The 13,881-nt window shown below is 69.7% G+C and carries 11 protein-coding genes and 1 pseudogene; 4 read left to right on the top strand and 8 right to left on the bottom strand.

The genetic code is table 11. The features are described 5' to 3' along the window. Window positions 1–109: 109 nt before the first annotated feature. The 4 genes from ACFVWR_RS03445 to ACFVWR_RS03430 are packed head-to-tail and all read right to left on the bottom strand — an operon-like array spanning window position 110 to window position 4,326. Window positions 110–1,138, bottom strand: a complete 1,029-nt coding sequence (locus ACFVWR_RS03445; protein WP_387208002.1) for a hypothetical protein — start codon at window positions 1,136–1,138, stop codon at window positions 110–112. Then, window positions 1,135–2,379: a sensor histidine kinase gene (locus tag ACFVWR_RS03440; RefSeq protein WP_387208000.1), complete on the bottom strand. Its 1,245-nt coding sequence runs from the start codon at window positions 2,377–2,379 to the stop codon at window positions 1,135–1,137. The genes ACFVWR_RS03445 and ACFVWR_RS03440 overlap by 4 nt, the downstream gene beginning before the upstream one ends. Then, window positions 2,366–3,025, bottom strand: coding sequence for a response regulator (locus tag ACFVWR_RS03435; RefSeq protein WP_387207998.1), 660 nt, complete (start codon window positions 3,023–3,025; stop codon window positions 2,366–2,368). Before ACFVWR_RS03435 ends, ACFVWR_RS03440 begins: the two co-directional genes overlap by 14 nt. Window positions 3,026–3,063: 38 nt before the next feature. Next, complete coding sequence (locus tag ACFVWR_RS03430; protein ID WP_387207996.1) at window positions 3,064–4,326, bottom strand: class I SAM-dependent RNA methyltransferase; 1,263 nt, start codon at window positions 4,324–4,326, stop codon at window positions 3,064–3,066. Between the two features lie 24 nt (window positions 4,327–4,350). Between ACFVWR_RS03430 and ACFVWR_RS03425 the strand changes: the two genes are divergently transcribed. Together ACFVWR_RS03425 and ACFVWR_RS03420 are read left to right on the top strand one after the other, a co-directional pair. Beyond that, window positions 4,351–4,989 carry a Maf family protein gene (locus ACFVWR_RS03425; RefSeq protein WP_387208312.1) on the top strand — a complete coding sequence of 213 codons (639 nt, stop codon included), beginning with the start codon at window positions 4,351–4,353 and terminating at the stop codon, window positions 4,987–4,989. Window positions 4,990–5,094: 105 nt separating this feature from the next. Beyond that, complete coding sequence (locus ACFVWR_RS03420; RefSeq protein ID WP_387207994.1) at window positions 5,095–6,867, top strand: acetyl/propionyl/methylcrotonyl-CoA carboxylase subunit alpha; 1,773 nt, start codon at window positions 5,095–5,097, stop codon at window positions 6,865–6,867. A 101-nt stretch (window positions 6,868–6,968) separates the two neighbouring features. Here ACFVWR_RS03420 and ACFVWR_RS03415 read toward each other — a convergent pair whose 3' ends face one another. From ACFVWR_RS03415 to ACFVWR_RS03400, 4 genes and pseudogenes are all read right to left on the bottom strand, one after another. After that, window positions 6,969–7,397, bottom strand: coding sequence for an endonuclease domain-containing protein (locus ACFVWR_RS03415; RefSeq protein WP_387208327.1), 429 nt, complete (start codon window positions 7,395–7,397; stop codon window positions 6,969–6,971). A gap of 341 nt (window positions 7,398–7,738) precedes the next feature. Continuing rightward, window positions 7,739–7,825, bottom strand: a pseudogene (locus ACFVWR_RS03410) (hypothetical protein); the annotation flags it as partial. Window positions 7,826–8,076: 251 nt separating this feature from the next. Continuing rightward, window positions 8,077–9,747, bottom strand: coding sequence for a cation:proton antiporter (locus ACFVWR_RS03405; protein WP_387207992.1), 1,671 nt, complete (start codon window positions 9,745–9,747; stop codon window positions 8,077–8,079). Window positions 9,748–9,772: 25 nt separating this feature from the next. Then, on the bottom strand, window positions 9,773–11,209 hold the full coding sequence (locus ACFVWR_RS03400; protein WP_387207990.1) for an NAD(P)H-quinone dehydrogenase: 1,437 nt from the start codon (window positions 11,207–11,209) through the stop codon (window positions 9,773–9,775). A gap of 84 nt (window positions 11,210–11,293) precedes the next feature. Between ACFVWR_RS03400 and ACFVWR_RS03395 the strand changes: the two genes are divergently transcribed. Beyond that, a complete protein-coding gene (locus ACFVWR_RS03395; protein ID WP_387207988.1) occupies window positions 11,294–12,127 on the top strand; it encodes a purine-nucleoside phosphorylase in 834 nt (277 codons plus the stop codon). After that, entirely contained in the window at window positions 12,124–13,833 is a 1,710-nt protein-coding gene (locus ACFVWR_RS03390; protein WP_387207986.1) for a phospho-sugar mutase, read from the top strand. Before ACFVWR_RS03395 ends, ACFVWR_RS03390 begins: the two co-directional genes overlap by 4 nt. Window positions 13,834–13,881 lie beyond the last annotated feature (48 nt).

The following is a 13,881-nucleotide window of genomic DNA, read 5'->3' as shown; positions in this document are numbered from 1 at the left end:
GTCGGGGTTTTCGGCGGGGGGGGGTTGGGGGCACCCCTCGATGGTGAGCCGGGAGGCGACGAGGGACGAGGACGAGGACGAGGACGAGGGAGCGACGGACAGGCGGGGGTCAGGCGTCGCGCACGGGGCGCGGGATCTCCAGCCAGAGGTCGACCTCGTCGTCTTCGGTGTCGGCACCGAGAGCGTTCGCGTTGCCGTCGTCCGACATCCTCAGGCCCACGACCGTCACAGCGGTCTTCGACGACCGCGGCACCGTGCGCACGATCAGCTTGTCCGTCGTCGTCCCCCGGATGGCGTCGGCCAGCCGTTTGAGCACGACACCGAGCGACCGGTCGTCCAGGTCGTCGATGCCGCCCTCGTCGAGCAGGCTCACGACGACGCCACGGCGCCGGGCATCCATCACTTGACGGCGCACGTCTTCGTTGAGGAGGCGGCGCCCGCGGATCTCGTCGCGGATGGCACCCTCGAGGTAGCGGCACTCCCGGCGCTCGGCCTCGGTCAGGTCCCCTCCGCGGCGCACGATCTCGGCGAGCATGGGCGCCGAGACCCGGTAGGTCTGCCGGAGCCGCATCTGCCGCTCCATGACGTGCGCCTCCTGCGCCGCCTGCCATTCCGTCGCCTCGCGCTCGGCCCGGGCGAACTGCAGCGCATCCCGCCCCGCCTTGGCCAGGGAGCCGGAGATCACCACCGCAACACCGACCCAGACGACCGAACCGATGACGCCCAGTCCGGCGAGCGCGGGCACCCCCGCCCAGACGACCGTTTGAACCGCGAGATAGCCGACTCCGACCCAGGCGGCGAACTGCTGACGGCGCACGGCGGCGATGGTCATCAGCGTGCCCACCGCCGCGACGTACCAGGTGGCGTAGCCGTTGTCTTTGGTGGGATCGAGCTGGCTGGTCACCAGAATCGGGATGGCGACGCACACCGCGAGGTCGAACGCCGCGAGCCACAGCGGCATCTTGGTCGGGCTGGTCGGCCAGAGGCTGATCACCGTCGCGACCGCGTAGATGATCATCGCCGCGATGGCAGGAGCCGGATTGTCGGGGATCGACAGCGACGACAGGCCGAGGAACAGGTGGTACGCCGAGAAGAGCGCTCCCAGACCGAGGAACAGAAAGCGGGGAAGAGTGATCACGGTTCGATCTCCGCATCCACTTCAGACGACGGCCACAGGATGGTGACCGTCGTGCCCTCACCGGGCGCCGATTCGATGCGAGCGTGGCCGCCCACCTTCGCCAAGCGTTCCCGGATGCTCACCCGAAGTCCCAGACGCTCGGCCGGAACCTCGCGCTCGTCGAAACCACGCCCGGTGTCGACGACCACGATGTGCACCGTCGCCAGAGGACTGCCGCCGCGGATCGAGAGCCGCCGCTGCACCTCCTCGCCGCCGGCGTGCTGCATGCTGTTGACCATCGCCTGCACGGTGGCCGAATAGACAGCCTCCGCGACGTTCACCGGGAGGTTGTGCACCTCGACGTCGCGCACCTCCACGGAGAAGGGCGACGAGAACGCCTCCGCCGATTTCACGATGCGTTCGCTGAGCCGGTCGAGACCCACCAGCGACTGATCCTCGGGAACGGACGCCTCCGCGGCGTGGAGGTGGCCGATCGCATCCGACGCCATCCGGGCTGCGAGCTCTTTGGCTTCGGGCGTGCGCGCGCTGGCCGCCGAGAGGAGCGTGGTCAGCACGCTGTCGTGCACGATCGCATCCACCTGCACGCGTTCCACCTCGGTCGCGTGCTGGCGCACCGCGTTCGCGTACTTGGCGAGGGCCTGGCTCTGCGCCGCGTCGACGGCGGAGGCGGCCTGGCGCAGCATGGCGATGATGACGAGGATCACCCCGCCGAGGATGATCGCGTAGAGGGCGTCCAGGCCTGCGATCTCGGCGCCGACGCCGCCGCCCGAGGGCAGCGCGCGGATGAATCCGTAAGCGATCGGCACGACGAACGTGTACGCGGTCGCGAGCCAGAGCGGAAAGGCGACCGCCGCGAACGCCGTGAACACCGAACACAGGAACCACACCCACGGTTTCTCGCCGATCGCGTTCGGGTCGCGGGCGAGCAAGGGCCACGTCATGATCGTGACCAGGAACACGACCGACAGCGCGCCCATCGCGAACTTCACGCCCCACTGGATCATCGCCAGTATGGGGATGATCGCCAGGCCCGCGAACACGGCGATCACCACGGTGATCCCCCACGGCTCCTTCAGGCTGTGGAGCTGCCCGAGAGCGGAAGGAAAGGTCTGCAGCCCGAAGACCAGACCGAACGCGGAGACGCTGCGGCCGGCGATGCGCTCGAAACGTGCCCGGCTGATCGGGTTGCGCGGCTGTGAAGACCCGGGAAGGGGCTTCTCGAGCGCGCTAGCTGCGCTCATTGCCCGTGTCGGGATCGAGCCCGGGCAGGATGCCGTCTTCCACGGCGCGTCGCAGCAGGTCCACCTTGGTCGGCGCCGGACGACCGACCTCGACGTACTTCACGCGGATGCGGTCGAGGTACTCGCGCGCAGTGGAGTTCGCGATACCGAGTTGGGCCGCCACCGCTTTCAGCGGGAGGCCGGATGCGTACAGGTGGAGCACATCTCGCTCGCGCCGGCCGAGCTGCGCCTTCGCGAAGTCGCTGTCGGCGTCGATCGCGGTGGCCCACTCGAGGTTGTTCAGCACATCGCCGCTCGCGACGGTCCTGATGGCGTTCATGACGGTCGTGGTCGGCGACGATTTGGGGATGACCCCGGCCGCGCCCGCCGCGAGGGCCTCGCGCACGCTGGCCACCCGGTCGGCGATGCTGTGGACCAGCACGGCCGCGCCCGTGGCCTGGGCGCGCTTCACGTTGTCCGTCACCCGGGAGCCGTCGCCCAGCGACAGGTCGAGCACCACGACATCGCACTCCTGCGAGCCGATCGACTCCACGAACTCGTTGACGGTGGCCGCGGTGACGAGCACCTCGTAGCCGGCGTCCTGGCAAGCTGCTTTGAGCCCCAGACGCACGGACTCGTGATCATCGACGATAGACACGCGCACCATGTCCCCCATCGTAGTGTGATGCAAGTATTCGGCGATGCTCACTGGGGCGTCAGCGTGGCGACGGCCTCGACATGGTGCGTGTTCGGAAAAAGGTCGAAGGCCCGCAGCGTGCGCACGCCGTATCCGTGCCCCGCGAACGACGCGACATCTCGCGCGAGCGCGACAGGGTCGCAGGCGACGTAGACGATCTGGGCGGGGGCGAGGGATGCGAGCGCATCCACCACCGCACGTCCTGCGCCGGAGCGCGGCGGGTCGAGAACGACGGTCGCCGCCTTCAGCCGGGAACGGTCGGCCGCCGACGCCGTTGATGCAAGCTGCGCGACGAACTTCTCCACCCGGTCGGTCACCGCCTGGGCGCCGAGCCATTCGGACAGGTTCTCCGCGGCGTAGTCCGTCGCGCGCTCGTCGCTCTCGACCGAGGTGATGCGCAGCGTGCTCCCGAACCTATCGCCGAGAGCTGCGGCGAGCAGGCCGACGCCGCCGTACAGGTCGAGGTTCGCGGCGCGAGGGTCGAAGAGCGCCTCGTCCACCGCCGATTGCACGGCCTCCGTGAGGGTGGCCGCGGCGCGCCGGTGCACCTGCCAGAAGCCGCGCAGGTCGAGCTGGAATTCCCTGTCGCCGACGGTCTCCCGAATGGGCATCGGGCGGTAGCGCGGGCGAACGATCCGCTTGCCCCGCTTGACGGGAGCCTCGTTGACGAGCACGTGCTCCGCTCCGGCGCTCGTCGCGACGACGTCGATCGACTCGGCACCGGGAAAGGTCTGGCCGTATGGAACCGTCGCGGCGACGGCTGCGTCGGCGAGGGGAAGGTCCGTGACCGGAACGACGTGATGCGACCGGGCAGCGAACGGGCCGAACTCGCCTCCTGCGCCCACCTGCAGGCGAACCCGGGTGCGCCACCCCGTGCCGTCCGCGGTCTCGCCTCCGACAGGCTCGACCGTGACATCCGACTCCAGCTTCGCCATCCGCTGCAGCGCGTCGACGAGCACCTGGCGCTTCAGCTCGCGCTGATGGTCGAGACGGATGTGGCCGAACTCGGCTCCGCCCGCTCGCGCATCCGGAGCCCGGTCGATGGAGGCGGCGTCCCAGATGTGCTTCTGGCGCTCGGGAGCGGCCTCCACGATCTCGATGGCCTCGGCCCGCCAGAAGCTGTCGTGCTTGCGGTCGGTGACCCTCGCGCGGATGCGCTCCCCCGGAATGGTGTCGGGCACGAACACGACACGGCCCTCGTGGCGGGCCACGAAGACGCCGCCGTGGGCGACGTTGGTAATGTCGAGGTCGACCTCATCTGTCTGGGGCATCCGTCGAGCATCCCACAGGAATCCATGCGCCTCTACCTCGCCTCAACGTCGCCGGCCCGCCTCGCTCTGCTGCGGGCGGCGGGCATCGAACCCATCGTCGTTCCGTCGCACGTCGACGAGACGGCGGCCGTGATCGCGGCAGAGGCGGAGCACGGCCCTCTCTCGGCGGATGCGATGGTGCAGCTGCTCGCCCGTCTCAAGGCCGAGGCCGTGCGCGGCACGCTCGACGGCGAGCCCATCGACGGTTTCATCTTCGGAGGCGACTCCGCGTTCGAGCTCGACGGTGGCATCCACGGAAAGCCGCACACCCCCGACGCCGCCCGCGCGCGCTGGCTCGCCCAACGCGGCCGCACCGGGCACCTGCACTCGGGGCACTGGCTGATCGACCACCGCGATGGCATCGAGAACCGCGCCGTCGGCCGCACGGCCGTGGCCGCGGTGACGTTCGCCGACGTGACCGACGAGGAGATCGACGCCTATGTCGCGACCGGGGAACCCCTCGAGGTCGCGGGCGCGTTCACCATCGACAGTCTCGGCGGCCCCTTCATCACGCGGGTGGAGGGCGATCCGAGTACTGTCGTAGGGTTGTCGCTCGCAACGCTGCGCGACCTGGTCCGCGAGTTGGGCGTCGACTGGCCTGCCCTGTGGAACAAAATCCGGTGACGACCCCCCGTCATCGAACCTTGTAGTCTTCCTGACCTGCTCCCCCACCATTTTTGTCGGGTTCGCCCAAAAGGGCACCCGAATCGACGAATAGGCTAGAGAACTGTGCCACGTATCAGCAAGGTCCTCATCGCAAACCGGGGCGAGATCGCCGTCCGGGTCATCCGTGCCGCGAAGGACAGCGGTGTCGCCTCCGTCGCGGTCTATGCCGACCAAGACAGGGATGCCCTCCACGTGAAGCTCGCCGACGAGGCGTACGCGCTCGACGGCACCACCAGCGCCGAGACCTATCTCGTCATCGACAAGCTGCTCTCCATCGCCCGCAGATCCGGCGCGGACGCCGTGCACCCGGGCTACGGCTTCCTCGCCGAGAACGCCGACTTCGCCCGCGCGGTGATCGGCGCCGGCCTCACCTGGATCGGCCCTTCGCCCGAAGCGATCGAACGCCTCGGCGACAAGGTCTCGGCCCGGCACGTGGCCGAGAAGGTGGGCGCGCCGCTCGCTCCGGGAACGCTGAACCCGGTCGCGAACGCCAGCGAAGTGCTCGACTTCGTCGATGTGCACGGCCTCCCCGTCGCCATCAAGGCGGCGTTCGGCGGCGGTGGCCGGGGCCTCAAGGTCGCGCGCACCCGGGATGAGGTGGAGGAGCTCTTCGAGTCGGCGACCCGCGAGGCCATCGCCGCGTTCGGTCGCGGCGAGTGCTTCGTCGAGAAGTACCTCGACCAGCCTCGTCACGTCGAGACCCAGTGCCTCGCCGACGCCTACGGAAACGTCGTGGTGGTCTCCACCCGTGATTGCTCGCTGCAGCGCCGCCACCAGAAGCTCGTCGAAGAGGCGCCCGCTCCCTTCCTCACGGCCGAGCAGACCGAGCAGCTCTACAGCGCATCCAAGGCCATCCTCAAAGAGGTCGGTTACCAGGGCGCAGGAACCTGCGAGTTCCTCATCGGCAAAGACGGCACCGTCTCCTTCCTCGAGGTGAACACCCGCCTCCAGGTGGAGCACCCCGTCTCCGAAGAGGTGACCGGGATCGACCTCGTGCGTGAGCAGTTCCGTCTCGCCGAGGGCGGCGAGCTCGACTACGACGATCCGATCGCCCGCGGCCACTCCTTCGAGTTCCGCATCAACGGCGAGGATGCCGGGCGCAACTTCATCCCCTCCCCTGGGCCGGTGCACGTCTTCAAGGCTCCCGGCGGCCCCGGCGTTCGCGTCGACAGCGGCATCCAGGCCGGCGACGAGATCAGCGGAGCCTTCGACTCGATGCTCGCGAAGCTGATCGTCACCGGCTCCAGCCGCGAAGAAGCCCTCGAGCGGTCGCGGCGCGCGCTCGACGAGTTCGAGGTCGCGGGGCTCCCCACCGTTCTTCCGTTCCACCGCGCCATCGTGCGCGACCCCGCCTTCGCCCCCCAAGACGGCGAGCCGTTCTCGGTGTACACGCGCTGGATCGAGACCGAGTTCGTGAACGAGATCGACCCCTGGTCGGGCTCGATCGCCGAGACGGCCCCCGCCGACCGGCGCAACACCGTGGTCGTCGAGGTGGGCGGCAAGCGCATCGAGGTCTCGCTGCCCGCCAAGCTGCTCGCCGGCGGCGGAGCCGCCTCCGGCTCCGCGGCCCCGGCTCCCGCCCCGCGCCGCCGCGGTGGCGCACACGCCGTCGACACGGCGACCGGCAACTCCGTCACCGCTCCGATGCAGGCGACGATCGTGAAGCTCGCGGTCGCCGACGGCGACGAGGTCGTCAAGGGTGACCTCGTGCTCGTGCTCGAGGCCATGAAGATGGAGCAGCCCCTCACCGCGCACAAAGACGGAACCGTCGCCGGCCTGAACGCCTCCGTCGGCGAAACCGTCTCTTCGGGCCACCTCCTCCTGAACATCGTCTAGCTCCCCGCCCTCCCGGCCTCCCCCGGTCCTTCCGCGCGCCCCCGCCCCCTCCCCGACTTCCGGCGCGCCGGTCTTCTCCCACCTCCGGCCCGAAAAGACCGTCACGACGGAAGTCCTACCGGCGTGGCGCGCGATTTCTCCTGCATGAGCACGGCCCGGATCGCATCCAGGACCTGCGGCCATTCGCCCAGAACCTGACGCGCGGAGAACCGCACGCGCATCCCGCCCTGCATCGCGAGGGCGATATCGCGGGCGCGATCGTTCTCGAAGGCGGCCCGGTTCGAGTGGTAGGCGAACCCGTCGAGCTCGACGAAGAGGCATCCGTCGACCCTCAGATCCACCCGCCCGACGCCCGGCACGGCCACCTGCTGCTCGACGACGTGCCCTGCGGCACTCAACCGCTGCCGCACGATCGACTCGATACCCGAATCCGATCCCGGGCGGGCAGAGGCGGCAATGGGATGCGTCCACTTGGGCTCCGAGGCGAAGATCGTCTTGAGGTCCTGGTAGCGCACCAATCCGCTTGACACGGCGGTGTCCAGCAGGCGACGGCGGTCTCCGCGTCGGCGCAGCGTACGACGCTCCGCAGGCAGTCGGCTGGGGACACGCGCCAGACCTCCCGCGCCCGTTCCGAATCCTTCCAGTGGATGACGGCCGACGGCGGAGCGGCGGCAGAACGCCGCGCCTTGCTGCCCAGCCGAAGGTGCAGCCGGGCGTCCGCACCCGCCCACCACCCGTAGCTGCGGGCGGCCGACACGCAGCACAGCCGCGCGCCGAACCGGGCAGCTTCGAGAGGCGGGCCCGCCGTGCCGGGAAGCGCGTAGACGCCCTGACGCGGCCGGATGAGCCGCCCATCCCTGATCGCCCTCGTGAGCTCGAGAGGATGCGCGCCCGCCCGGGTGAGCTCGTCGCGGGCCGCGATTCCGCCTCGCGCGCTCAGCAGTTCGAACCAGTCCATGAGTCGAGGATGTCGGCGAGGAGGTTCGGCCGGTAGCGGTCATGGTGGACCTGTGGAGAGTCCGCGAGGAAGGCCCTGTGTGGAAAGTCGGTGTTTTCGGGCGACACGCCGGGCAGACATCCGTCAGGGCGGAAAAACAAGCGGAAAGGGCCGAGAGAGCCGGCGCCGCGGAGCGGGCGCAGGGCGGGGGCGGGTGGGAAGAGCAGGTGGGGAAGAGCAGGTGGGGAAGAGCAGGGGTGGGGAGAGCAGCGTCAGTCGGAGGGGGTGAGGGGGGCGCCCTTGAGGTCGAGGGAGATCTGGTCGGCGTCGAGGTTGGTGAGGGCGCCGTCGAGGAGGTCGGCGCTGAAAGCACCGTCGTCGCGAGCGTCGAGGAGCGCGGCGCGCTGCGCCCGGATGCGTTTCAGCCGGGCCTCCCTCAGCGCCATGAAGGCTTCGGGCGTGCGCTCGGTCGACGCGGGGATCGGCACGGACTGCGCGGCGTCGAACAGCAGCGTCATCAGACGCGCGCGTTCGTCCCGCTCCAGGGCGGTGTCGACCGGGGCCGGCTTGACGCGGCGCACGACCCAGCCGAGAGTGCCGCCCTGGATGAGCAGCGATGCGGCCGCGACGATGAACGCGATCAGCACCAGCAACGACCGCCCAGGCGTCTGCGGAGCCGGCAGCGTCTGGGCGGCGGCGACGGTCACGGCGCCGCGCATCCCCGCCCACACCACGACGGTGCCCTCGCGCCAGCCGAGGGGCGCGGACTTGAAGTAGTCGATGTCGGCGATCGCCCTGCGCACGCGGGTCGCGAAGCGTCCGAGGTCTGCGGCCGTCGGTGTTCGCCGAGCGCCGGGTCCGCCCCGCCGTTCGAGCGCAGCAGAAGCCGCACCGGGGTCGACGAGACGCTGTTGCATGCTCTCCATCCGCGGCCTCATCTGCTCCCCGCGTCGCGACCGCCAGGCCAGGATGCCGAGCAGCGGAGCGACGTAGGCCGCCCGCACCACGATGGTCAGCACGAGCGCTCCGAGAGCCACGCCGAGAGCGGGCAGGAAGCCCGCGTGATCCGCTTGCACGTCTTGCACGATCCCGAACAGCTCCAGTCCCATGACCAGGAACACGAGGCCTTCGAGGATGACCTCGATCGTGCGCCAGTTCTGCGCATCCGAGAGCCGGTGCTGCGGCGAGAGCACCCTGGGTCCGCGGCGGCCGGTCACGAGCCCGGCCACCACAGCGGCGACGAGACCGGATGCGCCGAGCGCCTCGGCCGGGATCGACGCGAGGAACGGCACCGTGAAAGAGAGCACGGTGTTGATCGTGGCGTCGGTGACCCGCGCGCGAACGATGAGGTTGAGCCGGCCGACCACCCAGCCGAACACGAGGGCGACCGCGACCGAGTACGCGAACGATCCGATGAAACCGCCGAGCGAGAACGACGCGGCCGCGGCGGCGATCGCCGTGCGCAGCAGCACGAGGGCGCTCGCGTCGTTCAGCAGGCTCTCCCCTTCGAGGATGGCGACGACGCGGGGCGAGACGCCCGAGCGTTTGACGATGGAGGTGGCCACTGCATCCGTCGGGCTCACGATCGCGCCGAGGGCGATGCCCCAAGCCAGTCCGAGCCCCGGGATCACCCACGCGAAGAAGAGCCCGAGCACGACCGCGCTGACGATGACGAGCAGCACCGAGAGCCCTCCGATGGCGCCGAACTCGCGCCGGAACTCCATCGTCGGCATCGACACCGACGCCGAGTAGAGCAGAGGCGGCAGCACGCCGGCGAGAATCCACTCCGGCTCGATCTCGAGCGCCGGAACGAACGGTAGAAAGCTGACCGCGATCCCGACCACCACGAGCACGAGCGGTGCCGCGACGCCCAGCTTGGGCCCGAGCGTGGTCGCACCGGCGATGGCGAGCAGAACCAGCACGATGATGACGAGGACTTCCACCCCGCGACCCTACCGTGCGAGCGAGCTACAGCACGATGTGCATCGCTCGCGCAGCGTCGGAGATCGAGCCGGAGAGCGACGGGTACACCGTGAAGGCACGGGCGACCTGGTCGACCGTGAGCCGGTGCTCCACGGCTAGCGCCAGCGGGAAGATCAGCTCGGATGCCCGCGGCGCCACGATCACGCCGCCGATGACGGTGCCCGACCCGGTGCGGGCGAACAGTTTCACGAAGCCGTCTTTGATGCCGAGCATCTTTGCGCGCGGGTTCGACTTGAGCGGAAGCTTGTAGATGTCGCCCTGCGCGATGCCCTCTTCGATCTGCTTCTGGTTCCAGCCGACGGTGGCGATCTCGGGCTGCGTGAAGATGTTCGAGGTGACGTTGCGCAGCTCGAACGGGTAGACCGCATCCCCCATCGCGTGGAACACGGCGGTGCGGCCCTGCATTGCGGCGACGGATGCGAGCGGCAGCAGATCGGAGCAATCGCCGGCCGCGTAGATGTTCGGCACAGACGTGCGAGCCACCCGGTTCACCCGGATGTGTCGCGACTCTGTGAGCTGCACGCCCGCCTCCTCGAGCCCGATGCCGGCCGTGTTGGGCACCGACCCGACGGCCATCAGGCAGTGGCTGCCCTCGACGGTGCGTCCGTCGCTCAGCGTCGCCAGCACACCGGTCTCGGTGCGCACGATCGACTCGGCACGCGACTTGGAGAGCACCTGCATCCCGTTGCGCTTGAAGACGTTCTCGATGACGCGGGCGGCGTCGGCGTCTTCACCCGGCAGCACCTGGTCACGGCTGGAGATCAGTGTGACCTTCGAGCCGAGAGCGGTGTACGCCGAGGCGAACTCGGCGCCCGTGACGCCCGAACCGACGACGATCAGATGCTCGGGAACGTGCCCGAGGTCGTAGAGCTGTGTCCAGGTGAGGATGCGCTCGCCGTCGGGAACCGCGGAGGGCAGGATGCGCGGACTCGCGCCCACCGAGACGACGAACGTGTCGGCCTCGATGCGGTCGAAGTCGGTGCCGGTGTCGCCTTTGGCCGTGGAGACGATGATGGCGCTGTTGCCGTCGAGCCGCCCCTCGCCCGTGACGATGCGCACACCGGCCCGCATCAGCTCGGCCTTCATGTCTTCGGACTGCTGACGGGCGAGACCCATGAGCCGCTTGTTCACGGCGGCGAGGTTGACCGCGACATCCGGCCGCACCGGCTTGCCGTGGTCGCCGCGGGTGAAGAACTGCACGCCGAGATCGGCGGCCTCACCGATCGCGTTGGCCGCCTCGGCGGTGGCGATGAGGCTCTTCGACGGCACCACATCGGTGATCACGGCCGAACCGCCGACGCCGGTGCGCTCGACGAGCGTGACGTCTGCTCCGAGCTGCGCTCCGGCGAGTGCGGCCTCGTAGCCGCCCGGTCCACCTCCGAGTACAGCGATCCTCTGCTTGCGCTCGAATTCATAGGCCATGACTCCCATTCTCTCCTACCCGACGCACCGATGCGCACCGGGCCGCGGCGGCGGCGCCAGGGAGCTTCCGAATAGAGTTGGCTCATGTCTGAAACCATCACGAACCCGCTCGACGACCCGGCCTCCGACCCGTTCGACATCGCTCGTCAGGCAGCGGAGCAGCTCGCTGAGAAAACCGGCGTCGAGAAGCACGACATCGCCCTCACCCTGGGCAGCGGATGGGGTAAGGCGGCGGATCTCATCGGCGAGACCACCGCGACCATCCCGGCCACGGAGATCGTCGGCTTCGGCGCACCGGCCCTCGCCGGTCACGTCGGAACCCTGCGTTCCGTGCTCCTCCCGAACGGAAAGCGGGCCCTCGTCATCGGCGCCCGCACGCACTACTACGAGGGCCACGGCGTGCGCCGCGTCGTGCACAGCGTTCGCACCGCCGCCGCCGCCGGCGCCACCACCATGATCCTCACCAACGGCGCGGGCGGGATCAAAGAGGCCTGGAAGCCCGGCACCCCGGTGCTCATCAGCGACCACATCAACCTCACGGCCGACTCCCCGCTCGAGGGCGCAACCTTCGTCGACCTCACCGATCTGTACTCGGCGAGGCTGCGGGAGATCGCACGCGGTATCGAGCCGTCCCTCGACGAGGGCGTGTACACGCAGTTCCGCGGGCCGCACTACGAGACGCCCGCCGAAGTGCGGATGGCGAAGACCATCGGCGGCCACATCGTGGGGATGTCGACGGCGCTCGAAGCGATCGCCGCACGCCAGGCCGGCATGGAGATCCTCGGGATGTCGCTCATCACGAACCTGGCCGCGGGCATCCAGAAGACCCCGCTCAGCCACCAGGAGGTGATCGAGGCCGGCCGCGACGCCGAGCCCGTGATCAGCGCCCTCCTCGCGAAGATCGTCGGCGCGCTGTGAGCGGCGTGGCCACGGACGATCTGTTCGAGCGGGTCGACGCCTGGATCGCGCAGGACCCCGACCCGGAGACCCGGGACGAGCTGCAGACACTTGTGGTCGAGGCTCAGAGCGGTTCACAGCAAGCGCTCGACGACCTGCACTCCCGCTTCGACACGCGGCTCGCGTTCGGCACGGCCGGTCTGCGCGGCGCCATCGCGGGCGGGCCGAACCGCATGAACCGGGTGCTCGTCGCGCAGGCGGCGGCCGGTTTCGCGCGCTACCTGCTCGATCACACCGAGGGCGAGACCCCGTCGGTGGTGATCGGCTACGACGGCCGCAAGAACTCCGACGTGTTCGCGCGCGACACCGCGGAGCTCATGGCGGGCGCCGGTGTTCGCGCGGTGCTGCTCCCCCGGCTGATGCCGACCCCGGTGCTCGCGTTCGCGGTGCGACACCTCGGCGTCAGCGCCGGCGTCATGGTCACGGCGAGCCACAACCCGCCGAACGACAACGGCTACAAGGTCTACCTCGGCGGCGAGAACCACGGATCGCAGATCGTCTCTCCGGTGGACGCGGAGATCGCGGCGCGCATCCTGGAGGTCGCGCAGGGAAGCGTCGCAGACCTTCCCCGCGCCGAGACGTACGAGATCGCACCAGAGACCGTCGAGCAGGAGTACATCGCGGCGACGGCGGCTGTGGCCCAGACCTCGGCGCCCCGGGACGCGGTCTCCTTCGCGTACACCGCGATGCACGGCGTCGGCTGGCGCACCGCCCAACAGGTGTTCTCCCGCGCCGGGTTCGCCGAGCCGGTCATCGTCGCCGCCCAGATCGACCCCGATCCCGCCTTTCCGACGGTCGCCTTCCCGAACCCCGAAGAGCCCGGGGCGATGGATCTCTCGTTCGAGACCGCCCGCGACGCCGGGGTCGACCTCGTCATCGCCAACGATCCCGACGCCGACCGTCTCGCCGTCGCCGTTCCGGACTCGTCGGATGCGTCGGGCTACCGCCGTCTCAGCGGCAACGAGGTCGGCGCCCTGCTCGGCTGGCGGGCCGCGGAACTCGCCTCCGCCGACGCCGCCGACGGCAGCGCACCGTTCGGCGCCCTCGCCTGCTCCGTCGTGTCGTCCCCCGCGCTGCGTGCGGTCGCCGACGCCTACCGCCTCGATTTTCAAGACACCCTCACCGGCTTCAAGTGGGTCTCCCGCGCGCCCGGCCTGATCTTCGGCTTCGAGGAGGCCCTCGGCTACCTCGTGAACCCCGAGACCGTGCGGGACAAAGACGGCATCTCGGCCGCGACCGCGCTGCTCGACCTGGCCACATCCCTCGCCGCCGAAGGGCGCACGGTCGCGGATCAGCTCGACGCCTTCGCCGAAAGGTTCGGCTTCTTCGCCTCCGACCAGATCTCCATCCGGGTCACCGACCTGTCGGAGATCGACCACATCATGGCCTCGCTGCGAAGCACGCCGCCTGCCGCCCTCGGCACGGTCGGCGTCACGCAGATCGACGACCTGAAAGACGGGTTCGGTTCGCTTCCGCCGAGCGACGTGCTGCGCATCCTGCTCGACGACGGCTCCCGCGTGATGGTTCGCCCCAGCGGCACCGAACCGAAGCTGAAGATGTACATCGACGCTTCGAGCGACGTTGGGTCGGTGGCGGAGCGCCGCGAGACGGCGACGGCACGCGTCGCCGCGCTGGCCGCCGCGATGCGGGAACTCACCGCCGGCTGACCGGATGTGGCCGGTGCGGTCGAGTGTGGCGGGTATACCTGCCACACT

It is taken from the genome of Leifsonia sp. NPDC058292 (assembly GCF_042880955.1).
Taxonomy (GTDB): Bacteria; Actinomycetota; Actinomycetes; order Actinomycetales; family Microbacteriaceae; genus Leifsonia.
Note: the sequence above shows the minus strand (reverse complement) of the source record. Positions and strands in the feature narration are given on the sequence as shown.

Excerpts from the sequence above, each read along its gene's own strand:
- ACFVWR_RS03395 (WP_387207988.1), top strand. The coding sequence starts at position 11,294 with ATGTCTGAAACCATCACGAACCCGCTCGACGACCCGGCCTCCGACCCG.
- ACFVWR_RS03425 (WP_387208312.1), top strand. The coding sequence starts at position 4,351 with ATGCGCCTCTACCTCGCCTCAACGTCGCCGGCCCGCCTCGCTCTGCTG.
- ACFVWR_RS03440 (WP_387208000.1), bottom strand. The coding sequence starts at position 2,379 with ATGAGCGCAGCTAGCGCGCTCGAGAAGCCCCTTCCCGGGTCTTCACAG.
- ACFVWR_RS03430 (WP_387207996.1), bottom strand. The coding sequence starts at position 4,326 with ATGCCCCAGACAGATGAGGTCGACCTCGACATTACCAACGTCGCCCAC.
- ACFVWR_RS03400 (WP_387207990.1), bottom strand. The coding sequence starts at position 11,209 with ATGGCCTATGAATTCGAGCGCAAGCAGAGGATCGCTGTACTCGGAGGT.
- ACFVWR_RS03435 (WP_387207998.1), bottom strand. The coding sequence starts at position 3,025 with ATGGTGCGCGTGTCTATCGTCGATGATCACGAGTCCGTGCGTCTGGGG.